This window comes from Nocardia sp. NPDC060255 (genome assembly GCF_042727395.1).
Classification (GTDB): Bacteria; Actinomycetota; Actinomycetes; order Mycobacteriales; family Mycobacteriaceae; genus Nocardia.
The window spans coordinates 84,181-103,363 of record NZ_JBHXAU010000016.1; the positions used below are offsets into that span (position 1 = coordinate 84,181).

Genomic DNA, 19,183 nt, shown 5'->3' on the forward strand with positions numbered 1-19,183 from the left:
CTCGTCTGTCTTAGTGGAAAACTCCGGCACACTGTCGCGGGTCGGCCAGCACGTCGCGAATCATCAAACCCAGGTCGGTACCGGCACCGCCGAGCGGGTAGGGGAAGTCGACGACGGGTTCGCCGCCGACGCGCACCTGGAAGCGAGCTTGCTGCGGACCGAGATGTTGCCAGCCAACGTCGACGGCGGGCGCGTCGAGGTCGAACTCGTTGGGGCCCAGGCGCAATGTCAGGCGGCCCGCCTTGCGGTAGAAGACGGCGAGGACCTCGCCGAAGTAGCCGAGTACGCCGCCGACCGGGTTGGTGGCCGTGCCTGCCGCACGCAAAGAGCCGGTTTCCGGGTCGAAGGTGGCCAGGCGGCCGCCATCGAGTGGCTGGATGACGATTTCGCTACTGGGCGTGGGGTTTTCGCCGTTCCAGCGGCGGCGGTCGCCATTGCGTTGGCCCGCGGCGCCGGCCGGTGCGCCTGCCATCGGCGGCATCGGTGGTGGGGCCATCGGCGGCTGCTGCTGGTCACCGGCTGGTGCGCCGTTCGGCGGCCACGGGTTCTGGTGTTGGCCGTTCTGGCCGTTCTGGCCGGGGAATCCGGGTTGGCCCGGAAGTGACGGCTGGCCTGAGAATGGTGCTGTACCAGGCTCTCCCGGGTATGGGGGAAGCGTCTGCGATGGGGATGGGGGCTGCGTCGGATCCGGCAACGTCGGAGGCGTGGGCGGGGGCATCGTTGGCGGAGTTGTCGGGGGCATCGTTGGAGGCGTAGTCGGAGGAGTTGTCGGCGGCGTCGTGGGAGGAGTCGTTGGCGGCGTCGTCGGAGGTGTCGTCGGCGGCGTGGTCGGCGGTGTCGTCGGAGGCGTGGTCGGAGGAGTTGTCGGCGGCGTCGTCGGAGGTGTGGTGGGCGGCGTCGTCGGAGGAGTTGTCGGCGGCGTCGGCCGTGTCGTCGGTGTGGTCGGCGGAATTGGACGCGGCGTGTGCGGCCGTGTCGGCGGTACCGGAGTCCGTGGTGGAGCCGGCGGGTGTGGCGGAACCGGCGGGTGCGGGGGCACGGGCGGGTGCGGGGGCTGCGGCGGCTCCGGAAGATCCGGCATGGGTACGTGAATGTTGAGCGGGGGTCCTACCTCCGGCGGGAACTCGAACTCGTACTCGTGCGGCGGATGCGGGATGCGCGAACGGAAAATCGGCGAGTTCGGCTCACCACCGCGGAACCGATCATCCCCGCCATCATCGTCCCCGTTGTCGGAGCCGCGATCGCGATTCGAACCGCCATCGGTGGTCCCGGAGTCCGAGTCGGACTCGTCCGACGAGTCGTCATGCTCGGAATCGTCGCGCTCGGAGTCGCCATCGGACTCACGAGTCCGATCCCGCGCAGACACCGAATCACCCGACGACTCATCACCTTCGGAATCATCACGATCCGGGTCACCCTCGGACTCATGCTCCCGGTCCCGCGCAGACACTGAATCGCCCGGCTGTTCAGCGAGTTCGGAGTCGTCACTGTCGCGATCACGAGTCACGCCCGCGTCAGGATCGGCCGACTGCTCGCGAACAGAACCGTCGGTGTCTCGATCTGTCGCCGAGTCCGAATCAACCGGCTGCTCAGTGGGATCGGAGCCGTCGCTGTCGCGACGCGGGGCGGGGGTCGAATCGCCAAGCGGTTCTTGCCGGTTCGTGTTCTCTTCGGTCGGGCGGGTCCGGTCGCCGGTGTTCGGGTCGAGCGGTGTCAGTTCTTCGGCGCGGGTCTCGGCGTGTGCCAGTTCCTCTTCGATGCGACCCACTTCGGCTTCGGCGACCAGGTAGTCCTTGGCCGCGCGCTCGAGTTCGGCGACCTTGTCGAGGCGGGCCTGCTGCTGGGTGATGTCCAAGGTTCGTGCGCGCAAATCCTCTGCGCGCGCTTCGATTTCACGCTCGGAGCGCAGCTCGTGCGGCTCGATCGTCAGGGACAGGCTCGCGGCGGCCTCAGCGCGCGCCGCTTCGGCACGATCGAGCCGATCCTGGGCCTGCACCAATTCCGATTCGAGACGCTCCCTGAGGTCCGCCACTTCCTGCCGAGCGGCAGCATCACGTTGCGCGTCCGAATCATGTTGCGTCACATCAGGTTGCTGCGGTATCTCGGCAACCGGGTTGGCGAGTTCGCGCTGACCACCGCGTACCAGCGCACGCGCTTGTTCGAGCTCGATGTCGTGGCGTTCGATGTTCTGTTCGTGGCGGCGCACGTTCTCCGCCGCTTTCTCGAAGTCGCGGTAGGCCTGGGTCAGGTCGTCCACCTGACGCCGGCCTGCCGCGTCCGGTTGCTGCGCCCGCAGGTCCGCCAGCCGGGTGCCGATGGGCTCATCGGAGCCGAACAGCCAGGCGGGGTCGATGCCGAGTCGCTGTTCCAGCGCGAGCAACGTATCGGTGCGCGCGTCCAAAGCAGCTCGCGCCTCGGACAATTCGAGCTGGTAGCGGTCGCGCGGCAGGAACGGTGCCGGCTCGGCCAACGGTGCGGCGGCGTAGGGAATGTCCTTGCGCCAGCCGGTCAGTGGCGGCCGGTCCGCGTCCCAGTGGAAGCCGAGCACGACCGCGTGCGTGTTCGCGTCGTGCCAGGTCTTCTTCCAATTCTCCGGATCGCGCAGGAATTCCGATTCGGCGAGCGCGTCGTAGAGCAGCACGATGTCCTGCTTCAGCGGCTCGCCCGCCACCAGCCGGTTGATCGCCTCGGCGACATCGGCCAGCTGATCCATCCGCTTGCGCACCACTTGGCCGTTGGGATCGGTGTAGTCGGTGACCAGATGCTCGTCGTTCATCAGGTGATCGATGACCTGCTGGATCTGCTCCCTGGTGAATCGCGGCGGCGGCACTGCTCCTTCGGCGGTGATGTCGTGCCACATGTGCGGCGCCAACTCCTCGGCCATTTGATTGAGCCGATCGTCGGTGATGCGACCGGTGTTCCGCTCGTCGAGCAGCAGATTCCGAATGTCGGCGATGGTGTCGCGGACCGCGATTCGATCGTTGCCCTCGAACATGCCGACGGTGCGCCCGGCCAGGTCATCGATCTGCTGGTCGATCCGGGCCAGCTGCTGGGCGACGTCGGGCCGGGTCGGGTCGATGCCGCGGTGGGCGTCCACCAGTTCCGTGCGGACCAGGTCGATCAGTCTGCGCGCGGCGCCTGTCTGCTGATCTTCGCCGTAGTGCGTCAGCTGATCGGCGATCTTGCCGGCCAGCTGTGGGTCGGCGCGGAACCGGTCGTATTCACCGTCGGCCCAGTCCTGGACCCGCCGCCAGTCGGCGATCTCCTGGTCGAACTGCCGCTGCAGCCAGTCGGGGATCTCGACGTGGTCATAACGACGCGTGTGTTCGCCCTCGTCCCAGTCCCGGTACATCGGCTGGATATTGGTCTCCGGCGGCTTGTGCCAGTCGAATCCGGCCCACACCGTCCCGAACGGCGGCAGCTTCTGCAGCCACGGCCTGGCCTTGACCCAATCGCCGATCGCCGGGTGCCGCTGGATCCAGTCGCGCACCATCGGGTGATCGATCGCCGCGAGCAGGGTACGGATATCCCGCTGGATGGCATAGAAGTCACCACCGACGTGGATGGTGACGATGTCGTCGGCCGGGACACCGTCCTGGAAGTACTCGACCGGCGCGCTCATCGGGTTCATCGGCAGCATGTTCTTCGCGATGTGTCCCGGCGGGATATCGGCGAAAGGTGTTGCCAGGTCATTGATGTAGTCGGCGAGACCGGCCCACCAATCCGGGTCACCGGGGTTGTAGCCGTCCAGCTCACGCCGCGAGGCGCGGGTGCCGTCCTCGCGCACATTGGTCGACCAGTCGGGCCTGCTCGGGTTGACCGTGTGCCAGTCCCCGGCACTGTCGCGCCAGCGGACCACCAGCATGCCCGGGTCGCCCTTGATCCAGCCCGTCGCCGAGCGCTCCACCGGCGGACCCGCATGGACCACGGTTTCCTGCCCGGGGGCGGTCTGCCGGTATTCGATCTGCGGGTGCCGCAACATCGCCTGCGCGACAGCGGAATTCGTGCGAATCGCATGTTCGAGCGCGGCATCGTGACCGCCGCGCGGCCGCGCCGCATCCGGCTGCTGACCGAAGACCACGATCCGGGGGCGCTCGCCGCCCTCGATGATGCCGACCCGGTCGGTCGCCATCCGCCCGCCTTCGGCGCCGATCTCATCGCGCCACGCGACGACCTCGTGCCACCGCTCGGTGAGCTCCGTCATCTGATCTTGCACACGCCGCATCGCGTTGTCGGCCTTGATCACGTCGGCGGCGGCGTCCGCGAGTTCCTGGAGCATGCGCGGTCGCTCAGGATTGGTGCTGTCGTCGATCCGCAGGTGGTGCTCGATCGTCTCGGCCAGCTGTCGCGGATCGGGGCCGAGCTCGGACAGCGGCACGTCCAGATGCTCCGCCAACTCCTCCAGCACCGTCCGGCGTGGCCTGCTGTCGCGGAAGATGTCGGCCCGCTGGCGCGCCAGCCGATCCAGCGCGGCGACAACATCGTCGGCGAGCGGACGGTCCCGGTCCACCTCCTGCCGGTGCAGTTCCTCGAGCCTGCCGTCGATCCCGTCGACCAGCTGATCGAGCCGGTTGAACGCGTCGACGGCCTGGACCAGTCGGCGGATGTCCCGGTCGCGCATCTCCCGCTCGGGGCCGGCCACCGGCTCGTGTACAACCCTGGACGGGTTGTCGAGGCTGCCGGGCATCCGTACGGTCCGCGAGCGCGACTCGTTGTACAGCTCGAGCACTCGCCGGTCGAACGCATCGCCGGTCAGCTCGGTCACATTCAGTCGCGCGGCGAGTTCATCCCTTGTCGCGCGGGCGGATTCGCGTTCACGCGCCCGCGCGCCCCGCTCATCGAGCAGGCGGTCATATTCGGCCTCCCTGGTTTCCAGCGGGCCGTGGTCGGCATCCAGTTGGGCCAGTTCGGCATTCAACCGCACGATCTGTTCCGCGGCCTCGGGCACCCGATTGGACAGCCGCTCCAGTTCCTTGAGCCGGAGCACCTCGTGCGGCGACCGCTCCATCCCCTCGACGCGGTGCTGTCGCAACTCCCGCAGGGTGTCGGCGAGGTTGTCGCCCGGCCGGAGCGCCGCGAAATCATCGGACGGATCCACGCCGAGGTAGGTGGCCAGGTCGTTGCGCCTGCGGAGCGCGACGTCGTGGTCTTCGATGGCGAGATCACGCGCTGCGGTCAGTTCGGCGCGACGCTGGGTGTCGTCTGCCTCGTGCGTCGGGTCGGGTTGCGGGGCCGGCTCGGACCGAGGCGTGCCCGCGGGTTCCGAAGCGCCCTCGGATCTCGTTGTGCTGCTACCGTTTTCGGTGCCGCCCGGCCGCTCGGGACCACCAGGGACCTGCGGTTCGCCCGGTCGTCCCGGCCCACCGTCACCCGGCTTGTCCGGCCTGCCGGACGATCCGTCCGACGCGGGCGGGTCGGTCTCCGGCCGCACGTTCTCCTCGAGCTTCGTCAACCGGTCGAGGACGGACTGATGCCAATCCGGGTGCTCGGCGAAGGCCGGCGCCAGCGCCTCGATCCGGCCGCGGATCTCGGCCAACTCGGCCGCGCTGAGGTCGTGCTGGCGCCACTGCAGCGCACCGTCGGGGCCGCGCTCGAGGAAGTGATGGGCGAACCCGCTGCTGGTTTCGGCATCAGGGCGCTTGCCGTTGCCGAACGCGAGGCTGTGATCGATACCGCTGATGCGTCCGTCCGCGGTGACCAGCCAGTTCGTCATGCCGCGGTCCGGCATCCGAATCAGCGTGTCCAGCAGGCCGAGTCGAACGCCGCCCGGCGTTTCGGTCAACCCGGTGTGCTGCGGGCTCCACGCGCCGGGGTGCAGCGCGCTGGCCCAATCGCCCGGCATGAACTGCATGTAGATCACGTTGTCGCCGGCCCGCACGATGTGCGGCACGCCGGCGCCGACGGCGCGACCGACCTCTGCCGCAAGCACTTCCGCGTCGGCGTGCCGGACATTGCTGAGCGTCTTGCGGATCAGCTGGGTGCCGTCGTCGAGGGTGATCAGCTCGACCCGCTCCGCCATCAGCAGCGCGCCCTCGCTGAGCACCTCGACCCGGACCACTTCGCCGGACTCCGGCGCTGCTTCGAACCGAGCCACCGCTTGCGCGAGAGCCGCAGCGTCCGAGTTTGTTTCGCTCGGTTCGTCGGCGGGACCGTTCTCTGGTGGACGGTGTCCGCCGCCGGAATCACCGTCACCGGCGTCGCCTGCCATCGGAGGCGGCGGCGTTTGTGGCGGCTTCTGACCGCCGTCGTCGCCGCCGGTCGCGGGCTTGGGAGCCGAATCCTCCGGCGCCTCTTCAGCTTTCACATCGGCGGGGCGCGATCCGTTGTCCTCGCGAGGTTCCTCGCCCGGCGACCGGTTCGTTCCGGAACCGTCATCCGACGAACCGGTCCGTGCCGGTGTGCCGCCGCCGGGCGCGGGTGGCGCCGAACGGATCGGTCCGCCTGCGGGATCCGGACCGCTCGGCGGCACCAGATCGACGACGGACACCCGCCCCTGATCATCGACCAGCACCTGCCGATAGACGACCTCGACACCCTGTTCGGCCAGCTGCGCGCGCAGGCCGGGTTCGATGATGTGGTCCGGTACCCGGAACGGTGAAGCCACCAGCAACCGCTGCGCCTCGCCCGGCAGCACGGCGACGCCCTCGGCGTTGGGCAGCGGCCGCCCCTCCGACGCGAGCACGTCGCGCGCGATCACCCTGGCCGCCTCGGCGCGCAGTTCGTGCTTGGTCCGCACCGACTCGTGATACTGCCCCAGCGTCCGCGTCACCTCGCCGGTCACCCGCGCGACCTCGCCGTAGTGCTGCTGCGCCGCGTGCAGATCGTCGAAGTACTGCACCATCTCTTCGGACGGAACATGCTGTTGGGCTTGCAGTTCCGCGACCCGGGACTCGGCGTTGTCCGAGGCTTCCCGAGCCGCCTGCTCCAGCTCGCGGGCATTCAGGCCGTCCGGGTTCACGCCGAGTCCGCGCAGCGACGCGCGCGCCTGGTCGAGCAAACGCTGGCCGTTGTCGGCCGCCGCGGCGATCTGGTCGACCAAGCCCTCGAATTCCGGTGTCCGGGTAGATGGTTCGTAAGGGCGCGGCTCACCCACTGTCGACCACTGCCCGGCCTGCTCGCCTGCCGGTGGCCGGGGCGGACTGCCCGGGTCACCTGGGTCACCGGCCTGTAGCACAGGCGTGAGTTCCGGTGCGGCACCATCGAGTTCACGGACGCGCGCATCCGCAGCGAGGAGCTCCGGTGCGAGACGGAGGATCTCGTTGCCACGATCGAAATCGTCGCCGATCATTGCGATCTCGCGCAGCTTGCGAGTGGTCGCCTCGATGTTGGCCGGATCGAACGCACCCTCGGAGAACTGGTACCGCATCTGCCCGCCCAGTTCCCGCAGGCGCGCACCCAGCTCATCGCGCCGGGCCACCGCGTCCGCATAGGCATCAGCTGCGCCCTCGGGCACACGATGGCGGCCGCTGTCGGCACTACCCTCGTCACCCGCGGTGAGCGGCTCCGGCTTGTTCGCCGCGCCGTCCTCGGCGGGCTCGCGCACAGGCGTTGCTGCCTCGCCGGGCTTATCCGCCTCACCCTCAGTCTTATTCGCCTCGCTCGCGGGGCTGTCCCCCACCACTTCCGGCTTGTCCGCCGGTCCGGCAGGCTTGTCCGTCTCGTTGACGGGCTCGTTCGGCTCGCTGACAGGCTGGTTCGCCTCGTTGGCAGGCTTGTCCGCCGCACTCGGGTCTTCGCCCGACTTGATCTGTGCCGCAGCATCATCCGCTACCGGAGGGCTCTCCGCTTTGCCCGGTTCCGGAGCTTCGCCGGTCGGCGGCTTCTTCGCGCCGCCACCATCGCTCGGCGAGTCGGGTTCGGGGCGGGGTGCCGCCAGCGGTGGCGCGTCCGGCGGATCGGTCCGGTGCACCTCGGTGCGACCGTCTTCCCCAGGGACAAGACGGAAGACGACGATGTTGTCGCGGTTCGGACCGATCAGATCAGCAAGCTCGGGGTGCAGCGCCGCAGCCCGCTCGATCAGCGTGCTCGGGTCCGCCGACTCGCCGCGCACCACAACGACGGCCTGTGGTGGGTCACCCGGAATTATGCCGATCTGCGGCACCCCGTCCAGCGGCTCAGCACCGGCGTCGAACAACGTGTCTTTCCGCAGCTGATCAGTCAGCTGCCGATCCGCCTCGGCCACATCGCGCATGGCGTGCTGCTGCTGCTCGAACGCTTGCTCGGCCTCGGCCTGATCGCGTGCCTGACTCAGCTGCTCATCAGCCTCATCCCGAATACGCACGGCCTCGGCCTTCGCGCGCTCCAGGCGATCGATCTCGTTGCTCCGATGCCGCGCGTACGCCTCGTCATAACTTTGCTGGCGCTGCAAGGCTTCTGCGGACTGCGTGGGATCTTCCGGCGGATCGGTCCGGTGTACCTCGGTGCGGCCGTCTTCGCCGGGGACAAGGCGGAAGACAGTGACGTTGTCGCGGTTCGGCCCGACGAGATCGGCTAGCTCCGGGTGCTGCGCCGCGGCCCGCTCGATCAGCGTCGTCGGGTCCGTAGACTCGCCGCGCACCACAACTACCGCCTGTGGTGGGTCACCCGGAATTATGCCGATCTGCGGGACCCCGTCGAGCGGCTCCGCACCAGCCTCGAGCAACGTGTCTTTCCGCAGCTGATCGGTCAGCTGTCGATCTGCCTCGGCCACATCGCGCATGGCGTGCTGCTGCTGCTCGAAAGCCTGCTCGGCCTCAGCCTGATCACGCGCCTGACGCAGCTGCTCATCAGCCTCATCCCGGATGCGCACGGCCTCGGCCTTCGACCGCTCCAGCCGATCGATCTCGTTGCTTCGCTGCCGCGCATCCGCCTCGGCGTAGCTTCGCTGCCGCTCGGCTTCTTCTTGCTCCTCGGCGATCCTTTGCTCTTCGGCTTCTCTTCGCTGCCGCTCGGCTTCCGCGGCCTGCGCGGGATCGGTCGAATCCCTTTCCGACGCAGGCAGTTCCGGATTCTCGCCACGCGTCACCGCGCGGGCGCGTTCGAGGTTGACGTCGTGCTGCTCGAGGCGCTGTTCGAGGCGGGTGACCTCCGCGCCTGCTTCGTCGAAGGCACGCAACGCGCGCGACACATCATCGATCCGCTGCCGACCGGCCGCATCCGGTTGCTGCGTCCGCAGATTGGCCAGCCGGTCGGCGGGATCGACTGCGCCGAACAGTCTCTCGGGATCGATCCCGGCCAGCCGTACCGCCTCGAGCAGCGCGGCCGAGCTGGCCTCCCACCGCTGTCTGGCGTCGGACAGCTGCAGCTCGAAGCGATCACGCGGCAGGAACGGCTCCGGCGCGGCGAGCGGTTCCGGCGCGTACGGAATGCCCGCGCGGTCACCGGTCAGCGGCGGGCGGTTCGCGTCCCAGTGGAAGCCCTCGGCGACCGCGTGCGCGTTCGCGTCATGCCAGGTCCAGCGCTCGTTGGGCGGCGCGGGAGTGCGCAGGAAGTTGGATTCGGCGAGTGCGTCGAGCATGAGGACCACGTCCGCGGGCAGCGGATTACCGTCCACGATCCGGTTGAGTGCCTCGGCCACGTCGGCGAGCTGATCCATCCGCCGCGTCCGCGGCGTGCCATAGGGATCGGCGTAGTCGGTGGCCGGGTGCTCGTCGGTCAACAGATGATTCAGGATCTGCTGAATCTGGTCCCTGGTGAAGGCCGGGAATTCGGGTCGCGGCGGGGCGCCGTCGGGCTGCGGGCGTTCCGGGAAGGGATCGGGCCACGAGTGTTCTGGGATCTTCGGCGGCAGCGGCCGCATACCGGGGGTCAGCTCGTCGACGATCCGGGTGATGTCGGCGTCGGTGATCCCGTGCTCGTTCTTGAGGTCGAGCAGGCGTTGCCGGATATCGGCGACCGTGTGCCGGATCGCGACCCGATCATCGGTGGCGAAGTGGTCGAAGGAATCGTCGGCGATCCGGTTGATGGCTTCATTGATCCGCTGCACCTGCCGGTCGACACCGGATTGGTCCGGGGCGACACCGCGGTGCGGATCGACCAGTTCCTTGCGGATGCGATCGACCAAATCCTGTGCGCCGACCCGCATCTGCTCCTGCCGGTACTCGGCGAGCGGTTCGACCATGCGGTCGGCGAGCTGATCGTCGGCCCGGAACCGGTCGTACTCGCCGTCGGCCCACTCCTGGACCCGCCGCCAGTTCGCGACATCCTGATCGATCGCGGGCCGCAGCCACTCCGGGATCTCGGTCCTGGCATGCTCGGCCTGCTCCCAGGTGCGGTACATCGGCTGAAAGTTGGTCTCGGGCGGCCGGTGCCACTGGAACGACGACCACATGGTGCCGACCGGGAAGAACCGCTTCAGCCACGGTCGCGCCAGCACCCAGTCGCCGATCGCCGGATGCCGGTGAATCCAATCGCGGACCGCCGGGTGGTCGATCGCCATGAACAAGGTGCGGATATTCCGTTGAATGGACGCGATATCGCCACCGAGATGCAGGCTGACGATGTCGTCCGCCGGTATGCCGTTGTCGAAGTACCGCGTCTCCACGTTCATCGGGTTCAGTTCGAGCATGTTCTTCGCGATATGCCCCGGCGGGATATCGGCGAACGGCGTTGCCAGGTCGTTGATGTAGTCGGACAGGCCGCCCCACCAATCCGGATTGCCCGGATCGTATTTCTCGGGCGCTTCGGGACCGCGATTGGTGCGCCGGTCCGGCACGCTCGGATCGACGGCGTGCCAGTGACCGTCCGAGTCCTGCCAGCGCACCACCAGCAGGCCGGGGTCGCCGTTGATCCATCCGGTAGCAATGCGCTCGACAGGCGGACCACCCATCTGCACCTGCCGCACCGTGCCGTCGGGCTCCACGACTATCCGCCGGTATTCGATCCGCGGTTGCCGCATCATCGCCTGTGCCACAGCGGGTTCCGTGCGGATGGCGTGCGCGAGCGCGTCGTCGTGGCCGGTGCGCGACGGCTCGAATTCCGCGCGCGGACCGAACACGATGATGCGCGGACGCTCACCGGGGATGATGCCGACCCGGTCGTTGACCATCCAGCCGTCTTTGCTCTCGGCCTTGACGAGATCTCGCCACACATCGTTGAGCCGGGCCATCTCGTCGCGCAGCTTGCCCATTTCGTGTTCGCCGACGACCACATCGACCGCGGCGGCTTCCAGCGCATCGAACACGGCGTGGCGCTCGATCTGCTCGCCGATGTCCGCCCGCATCGTCCGCGACCGCAGCCATTCCAGCGCCGTTGCCACATCACGTGGCCGCGGGCCGAGCTCCGAGAGCGGAATCCCGAGCCGCCGGGCCAGTTCCTCCATCACCGGCCGTCGCGCCTCGACCTGGCGCAGCAGGTCGGCGTGCTCGGCGGCCATCCGATCGAGCACGCTGGAAATATCGCCGGAGCGCGGGCGCTCGCCGACAACGCCCTCGTCCCGCAGTTGCGCGAGGCGTCCGTCCTTCTCGGCAATGGCCGCGTCGAGACGCTCGCATTCCCGCATGGCCTCGCCCAATTTGCGCAGATCGCGCAGGTGCGCATCGCGTTCCGACCCACTGAGCTGTTCCCGGACGATCCGTTCCGGGGAGTCCAGGTTGCCGGGGATCCGGGTCCGCCGCGTTTGCGCCTCGTCATAGAGGTCGAGCATGCGGCGCTCGAACGCGGGGCCGGTCAGATCCTTGAACCCGAGGTATGCGGCGAGCTCATCGCGCTGCGCCCTGGCGAATTCGCGCTCGTGGTCCAGCGCGCGCCGTTCCTCGAGCAAGCGGGCGTATTCGCCCTCGGGGGTCTCGAGTCGCGCTGCCGCACGTTCGGCTTCTAGCGATGCCAGGTCGTGATCGATCCTCGCGATCTCGTTGTTCGCGTCGGCGACCCGATTGGCCAGCCGCTCGAGCTCGTCGATGCGCGCGTGCTCGCTCGGCATCTCCGTACGCACCTCCATGGTGCGTCCGCGCAACTCCTCCAGGGTTTGTGCAAGGTGATCGGGATGCAGTGCCGCCCAGTCGTTTTCCGACGAGACGCGCAGGCGGCCCGCCAGCTGATCGCGCTGCTGCTGTCGCGCGTCCCGCTCGGCCACGGCACGGTCACGCTCAGCGTTCAGCTCGTGCTCACGCGCGTCGAACGCGTCCTCGGGTCGCGGGGTGCCGTCGGATTCATGCGGCGGCGTGCCGTCGGACTCGTGTGGCGGGGTGCCGTCGGACTCGTGCGGCGGCGTGCCATCGGACTCATGCGGCGGCGTGCCGTCACCAGGCTGCCGATCGCGATCGTTCGCGCCGCCTTCACCCGGATCGCTCGAATCGCCAACGCGCGGTGGCGATTCCGGCGGCTTCTGCCCGCCGCCTGCCTCGTCGGGCTCCGGCCGCGCGGACGAATCCGCACGCGGCGCCACCTTCACATCGCCCGGATGCGGGACTTCGCCCTCCGGAGTGCGGTGCTTGCCCGCGTCCGCCGGCGGCACCTCCGCCGCGGGCCGCGGCAGCACGCCGTCGGCGATGTCGCGGGCGAACTCGGCCCGCAGCGCCAACATTCGCGCCCGCCATTCGGCGTGGTCGGCCCGCATCTGGGTGGCCCAGTCCGCCGGTCCGGTATCCGCGAGCTGCCGCATGGCCGCGGCGTGCTCGGCGGCCATCCGTGCTGTCCACTCGGCGGTCTCGGCCCGCATGCGGTCGGCCCAGTCCGCGGTGCTCTCGTGTCGGCCGCCGTGGTCGTTCCCACTGGCGTCGGGATCGTGCGGTGGGTCGATCGCCATCCGGGCCGGCTGGTCCGTCGGATGCGGCAGGCCGTCGAGGCCCTGCAGACGTGGAGCCAGCACCTCTGGTCCCAATTTCGCCAGGTCGGTCAGCATCTTGTGCAAGACCTGTGCGGGCTCACTCGCCCGGTCGCCGTGCAGTTCTACGTCACGGAAGGCGTCGGCTACTGCTTCGCCCGGCCGGAAGACACCATGTTCGTCGAAGCTGTACGGGCCGAGCTGTTTCAGCCAGTTGCGGTATCCCGCACTGGTATTGGGGACCGCCGGGTCCAGCTCGGCTTTGTGCCGATAGTGATCCTGCAGGACCTTGTCGGTATAGGTCAGCGAGTGCGGATCGTCCGGGTGCAGCGGTCGGAGCGCGGTGCGCTGTCCGTGGAAGTCCACCGCGTGGCCGAATTCGTGCAGCAGCATCTTGTAGACAGCACGGGTGGTGGCGGACTGATCGAACCGTCCGAGATCAACACCCGCCTGGACCTTGCTCCGGAACAGGTCCAAGCTGCCGACAATTTCCTGATTGAACTTGATCGACTGCGCGTACCGCACCCCGGTCTCCGGGTGGCGGCCCGGAATCAACTCCGCCAGGTTCCCGCTCGGGAACCTCCCGACGCCGACGCCACCGAGAACGACGTGCGGATACTTGGCCCGCATTTCGACGACGCCCCTGGCGATCTCGCGCGCCACCTCGGCATCGAAACCGGGCATGTCGAACCCGTAGACCTTCAGCCCGGTCTCTCTGGCCAACTCCTCGCCGACCTGTGCCGCGTCCAGCGGCGTCCACTTGTCGGCGATGTGCGGCTCCGGCTGTGCACCGTCGTGCGGAACGCTGCCATCCATTGCGTGCACCGGGTCCGTCGCCGGACGACGCGGCGGCAACATGTGCGAGGCCGATTCGCGCTCGCGGGACAGGAAGTGCTCGGCCGGCGACCTGCCGGGCTCGCCCGGACGTGGACGCGGCTCGGACGCCGAATCTCCTTGCAGCCGAGGCACTTCCGCGGGGCGACGTGGCGGCAGCATGTGCGAGGCGGATTCGCGCTCGCGCGGCAGGTGCGAATCGGGCAGCGGCTTGTCCTGCTCGCCCGGACGTGGACGCGGCTCGGACGCCGGATGTTCTTGCGGCCGAGCGGCATCCGCCGGATGCACATCCCGCGAACGGCCGTCGCCGGGGTCGGTCGGCGATTCGGGCGTCTTGTTCGGACCCGCGCTATCGGCGGGCCGTTCGTGCGGGGCACGCTCGGACTCCGGATGCGCCGGTGCTTCCGGCGTCTTGTTCGGGCCCGTGCTGTCCGAAGGTTGTTGCCGCGGAGCACGTTCGGCCTCGGCCGGCTGTTGCCGCGGGGCGCCCTCGGACTCGGGGTGGTCGATCGGCCGGGTGACCGGCTCATCAGTGTTCGGCGTTTCGAGCGGCTTCCTGATTCCCGAGCCATCGTTCTCCGGAATCAGCCCCTTGTCGGCGAGCTCACGCACCCGCTCGGCCGCCCGATCGGCTTCCGCCCGCAGCCCCTCGTCCTGCGGGTACTGGTCGGACAGCCTGCGCAGTGCTTCGGCCTCCTCGACCTGCACGCGGGGCGGGATCTCCGCATCCTCGTGTTTCGGCCGGGCGATCAGGTCGTCGGGGTCTTCGTTGCGCGGAAGGTTGCCGTCGTCATGCGGCCGCCCGTCGAAGGGCTGACCGACCCGGGATCGGTCGCCAGAATTCGTTTGCGCTCCGGCATCGGCCGTCAACCGCGCCCGATCCGCCGCGTTCAGCGAATGTTCGGGCCGCCCCTGCCCGTCGAACACGATGGCGTGCGAACCGCTCATGTTCGGCGAAACCTGCGGCGGATAGCGGTGATCGGCCAGTCCGGCACCGAGGTCGCGGACGATGATCTCGCCACCCTGGTTCACCAGGAGATAGGCGTGTGCGCCGACGCCGTACGCGTCCCGGGCACCCGAATACGTGTCGACCATCAGCGCCGACGAGCCGTCGCCGAGGTCGAGCAGTCGCTGGTGCGTGTCCGCATGGGTGGTCGGCTGCAGGTGACCGCCCGCGGCCAGCTGCAGTTCCTCCGGGGTCATGCCATCCGGGCCGATCGGGCGTTCGGGCAGCCGGACATGGTCCTCGCCGTACAACGCCCGCAGTTCTTGCAAGGACAATTCGCCGCAGCGACCGCGGCGATCATCCGGATGCGCGACCGGGTTATCCGGCGCGTGCTGGATCGGGCCGTTGCCTGTGGGGTCGGGAGCGCCCGCATCCGGCGTGGCCGCGGCGGGCTGATGCTGCGGTTGCAGACTGTCTCTGGATACGACGCCACCGATATCGTGCATCGGCACCCGCACACCATTACGGTCGAGCTTGAACTTCGCGAAATCCGCTTTACCGTCTATGTCGACGTGCACCTTGTGGTATTCGATATCCAACGTGCCGTCGTGGTGCGCTTCCAGCAGTTGTCTACGAATGTCCAGCAGCGCCGGGCCTTCTGGCCGCGCGAGCAGAGCCGCTTCGGGTTCGGTCAGAATCGTCCGGAGATTCTCGTCGATGGCCAGCGTGCGGCGCAGGTACTCCGGCGAGCCCTGCTGCGCCCGGCCCGCGGGAGTCGTCGCAGCGCCCAGGTCCGAGCCGACCCCCTTGGCCTCGATCACCACCAGCCTGGCCGGGGTGTCGCCGTCCCGGGGAATGAAAACCGCGATGTCCACGGAGTTGTTGCCGTCGAACGCACCCTCGAATGGGGTGATCTGCACCGCGCCCGGATGCAGCTCCGGGTCGAAACCGTATGCGGTAGCACCCAACTCGCCGAGCCGCTTGGAACTCGCCACCATCTCCTTGCCGCGGAGATTGTATTCGTTGGCGTTGTCCACCATGTCGTACAGACGGGTGAGCTTGTCGGCTTTCTGCTCGGGTGTCAGATGCCGAGGATCGCTTTCCGGGAGTCGCGCCTGCTTGTTGATCGCCTCTTTGATTCCGGAAACCGTATCCTTGAGGTTCTTCTCACTCAGCTTATTGACATCGAGTTTGTTCTCTTTGCCCCGGACGTTGAACTCGTCCATTTGCGGCTTGAGCAAATCGTAAGCATCAGTACGGAGCTTGCCCAGCCTGATCCGCTCTGCGGACTCGTCGGCCAAGGCTTTCAGTGCTTCCGGATCTTTGACCGGATAGTCACCTTCCTCGGCGACCTCGGCCTTGAACGCCAAGTCTTGGCCAGAAAGATGGTCTTTGATCCATCGGTGGCCGTCGGTCAGGTTGAAGCCCTTGTCCCGGAACGTGCCCGGCGCATCGTTGACGTGATGCCAGGCGCCGTCGGGCGTGCGGTAGACCTGCGGCGGGTCGTTGGGGTGGCGCAACAGTCCGTCCGCGCCGCGCTGCAAACCCTGCGGCACCGGACGATCGGCCGGGAAGAAATCGTGGTGCTGGCCGGGCAGATTACCGATCCGTCCCGCATCGGCGAGATCACGCTGCGGAGCGAGCAGCTCGTCCCGAATGTGGCTCGGCACCTTGTCGACCGGCGTGCCGTCCGGCTTGAACATGATCGCGGCGGTGCTGTGCAGTTCCTTCGGCGCCCGCGGCGGGAAGCCGTGCTCGGCCCCCAGGCCGGGGTCGTGCACCTTGATCTTGCCGCCCTCGTTCACCATCAGGTACGCGTGCGCGCCGACACCGTGCTCGTCACGCGGACCCTTGTAGGTGTCGACAACCAGCGCCCTGGCACCGTCGCCCATCTTGAGCAGCCGCCGCTCGATCGCCTCGTGGCCGCCCGCGAACTCGCGCAGCTGCCCGCCCGCGGCGCCGACCAGCTCCCGCGAGGTCATGCCGTCGGCACCAATTGTCCGCTCCGGCAGCCGGATCGAATCACCGAACTCGTCGCGGAGTTCGCGCAGCGAGAGCTCGCCACACTTGCCGCGATTCGGATCGTCGGGCTCGAGCGGTCGCTTGCTGTCGGCGTCGCCGTCCTGTCGCGGCGGCGCGGCGTCGCCGTCGGCGCCGTGCTGACGCGGCGTGCCGTCTGCTCCCGACTGCCGCGGATGAGCGCCCGCGCCCGCATCCGCGACCGGAACGATCCCTACATCGTCATGAAGTCGGCGGCCCTCGGAGTCGTCACCGTGGTCGCCGCGCCGCGCGGGCTCGGCGTCGCCCGCCCGGTCCGGGGCGTCGCCGACCGGCCGAGAGTCGCTCGCGCGCGGGCGGCCCGCTTCGTCCCTGGCATGCGGCTCGGCACCGGCGTGTGGCCGATCCTGTTGTGGCACACCGGCTTCTGGCTTGTTCCTAGTTTCCGGCCCATTGGGGTCCTGGTGCGGCCGAGCATTCTCGTCCGAATCCTGGTGCGGCCGAGCGCTTTCGTCCGAATCAGGATGTACCTGTACATGCTCGTCCGCCGCGCCTGCCGTACGTTCCGGCGCACGGGACGCCTCGGAGCCGCTCGCCTCCGCGCGCACACCGGGAGTCGAATCCTTGCCTGTCCGAGCAGGATTCGAATCCGAGACGCCCGCGCGTGATTCGCCTCGGGGACGATCGGCGCTCGGCTTGGCGTCCGGCGATCCGGCCCGCGAGTCGCCCGCACGCGGTTCGGAGCCCGACTGCGGACGGGTTTCGCCACCACGCGTCGGCTCCGCACCACCGGGCCGGGCTGCTGCGTCGCCACCGGGCCGGGCCGCCGCGTCACCACTGTGCCGGGGTGTCGCGCCATCGCCACCGGGCCGGGCCGTCGCACCGTCAGCACCGGGCCGGGCTGTCGCACTATCACCGACGCGCCCAGCATCACCCGAATTATGCGTTGCCGCAGCACTTCCCGGATCTGTACCGGCATGCTGCGGTGTCACCGGCCGATCGGCACCGGTGCCCGAGTCGCCAGTGCCACCGTCGTGCGTGGTGCCGCTGTCGTGGGTGCCGCCACTGTCGGGAATGCTCGCCCGGCTGCGATCCGCGCCGCTACCGTCGGCTCCGGTGTGCTGCTCCGACGAACCGCCATGGTTCTCGGAGGCACCGTTGTGCTGCTGACCACCATCGGTCCCGCGGCTCTCCGAACCACCGTGTTGCTGAGCACCATCGGTCCCGCGACTTTCCGAACCACCCTGCTGCTGAGCACCATCGGTCCCGCGACTCTCCGAACCACCCTGCTGCTGACCACTATCAGTGCCACGACTCTCCGAACCACCCTGCTGCTGACCACCATCGGCACCACGGCTCTCCGAACCACCGCCCTGCGGCCGGTCGCTGTCGGTGCTGTAGGTCCGCTCCGAGTCGCCCGTGCGGGACGAGTCGCCACCGTGCGAAGTGTCGTCGGTCCGCGTGGACGACCCGTCACTCGAACTATTGCTGCGATTGTTGGCCCCACCGCCGACGTTGTCGCCGCCGGTCCGGTCACCACCCGTGCCGCCGTGTTCGCTCTGACCGACGCCGTCATGCGTCGTGCTCGCACCATTGGTGCCGGCCGGACGCATGTCCGGGCCGCCATTGCTATGCGTACCAAGGCCTTCGGGCCCGAGGCCACCGATCCGAGCCCCGTTCGTCGGCCCGACACCGATCGGCGCGCCCATCCGGTCGAAGTGGAACTTGGTGGCCCGCGCCTTGTTCCCGCCCGACATCGCGCCGTTCGACAGGCCGGCGGTAATCATGCGCGGGTCGAAGTTCTTGGCCACTTCATCCCAGCCGCCGTGCGCGAGGTCCATCGCGAATTGCGGTGCGTACCCGGCGATCGACCCGGCGAAGCCCGCGCCGAGGCCGGTGATCGCGCCCTTCATGCCGGGGCCCAGATGAGCGCCCTTCAAAAGGTGTCCGAGCCCATGGCCGGCCGCCGCGCCCCCGAGTGCGCCCGCGCCCGAGGACAACGCGGTCATCCCGACCTGGTTCCAGTCGATGTTTTTGCGGTGTCCCTGTTCCTTCTGGATCCACTGGATCCCCAAGTCCTGGATGGTGCCGAGCGCCAGGTCGAGCGCGACGTGCTTGAAGAGGAACTTGACGCCATTGGTGATGGCCAGCTTGAGGACGTGCTTGAGGACAGCCATCAGCCCTTGCCGGGCGATCATCCGGATCGTCACCCGGGTCGCGGCGATGGCGGTCAGTTCCACGGCGGGTGCGGTGGGCGGAAACAGCCACGCCGCAGCGAGTTCGATAGCCAGCAGGCCCAGCGAGGACCACATCATCCACTTGGCGTACTCGATTTCGGTGCCGACGCCGTCCGCGGATTCACCGATCTTGTCGAAGAACTCCGCGAGCTTCTTGAGGTTGTTGTTCGCCTCGTCCCCGCTGGCACCGGTGCCGTCGCGCATCTTGTCGAAGGCGCCCGCGATCTCATCGCGCGCCGCACCGGACGGGTACGCCTTGAGCGCGGCCGACTTCGCCGTGTTGATGTCGGCCATGATGCCGCGCAGCTCTTCGGCGGCCTTGCGCCAGTCACCGGCCAGATCCCGCATGCCGGTTTCCGAGCCCTCGGGCCAGTCGCTACCGGCGACCCACCCGAGGGTTTCGAGGAGCCCGTCCCAGAAGTCCAT

General features: G+C 68.6%; 1 protein-coding gene. It reads right to left on the reverse strand.

The genetic code is table 11. The features are described 5' to 3' along the window. Positions 1-10 precede the first annotated feature (10 nt). Positions 11-19,183 (reverse strand): hypothetical protein, encoded by a 19,173-nt coding sequence (locus ACFWF1_RS27055; RefSeq protein WP_379286775.1) that lies wholly within the window; start codon positions 19,181-19,183, stop codon positions 11-13.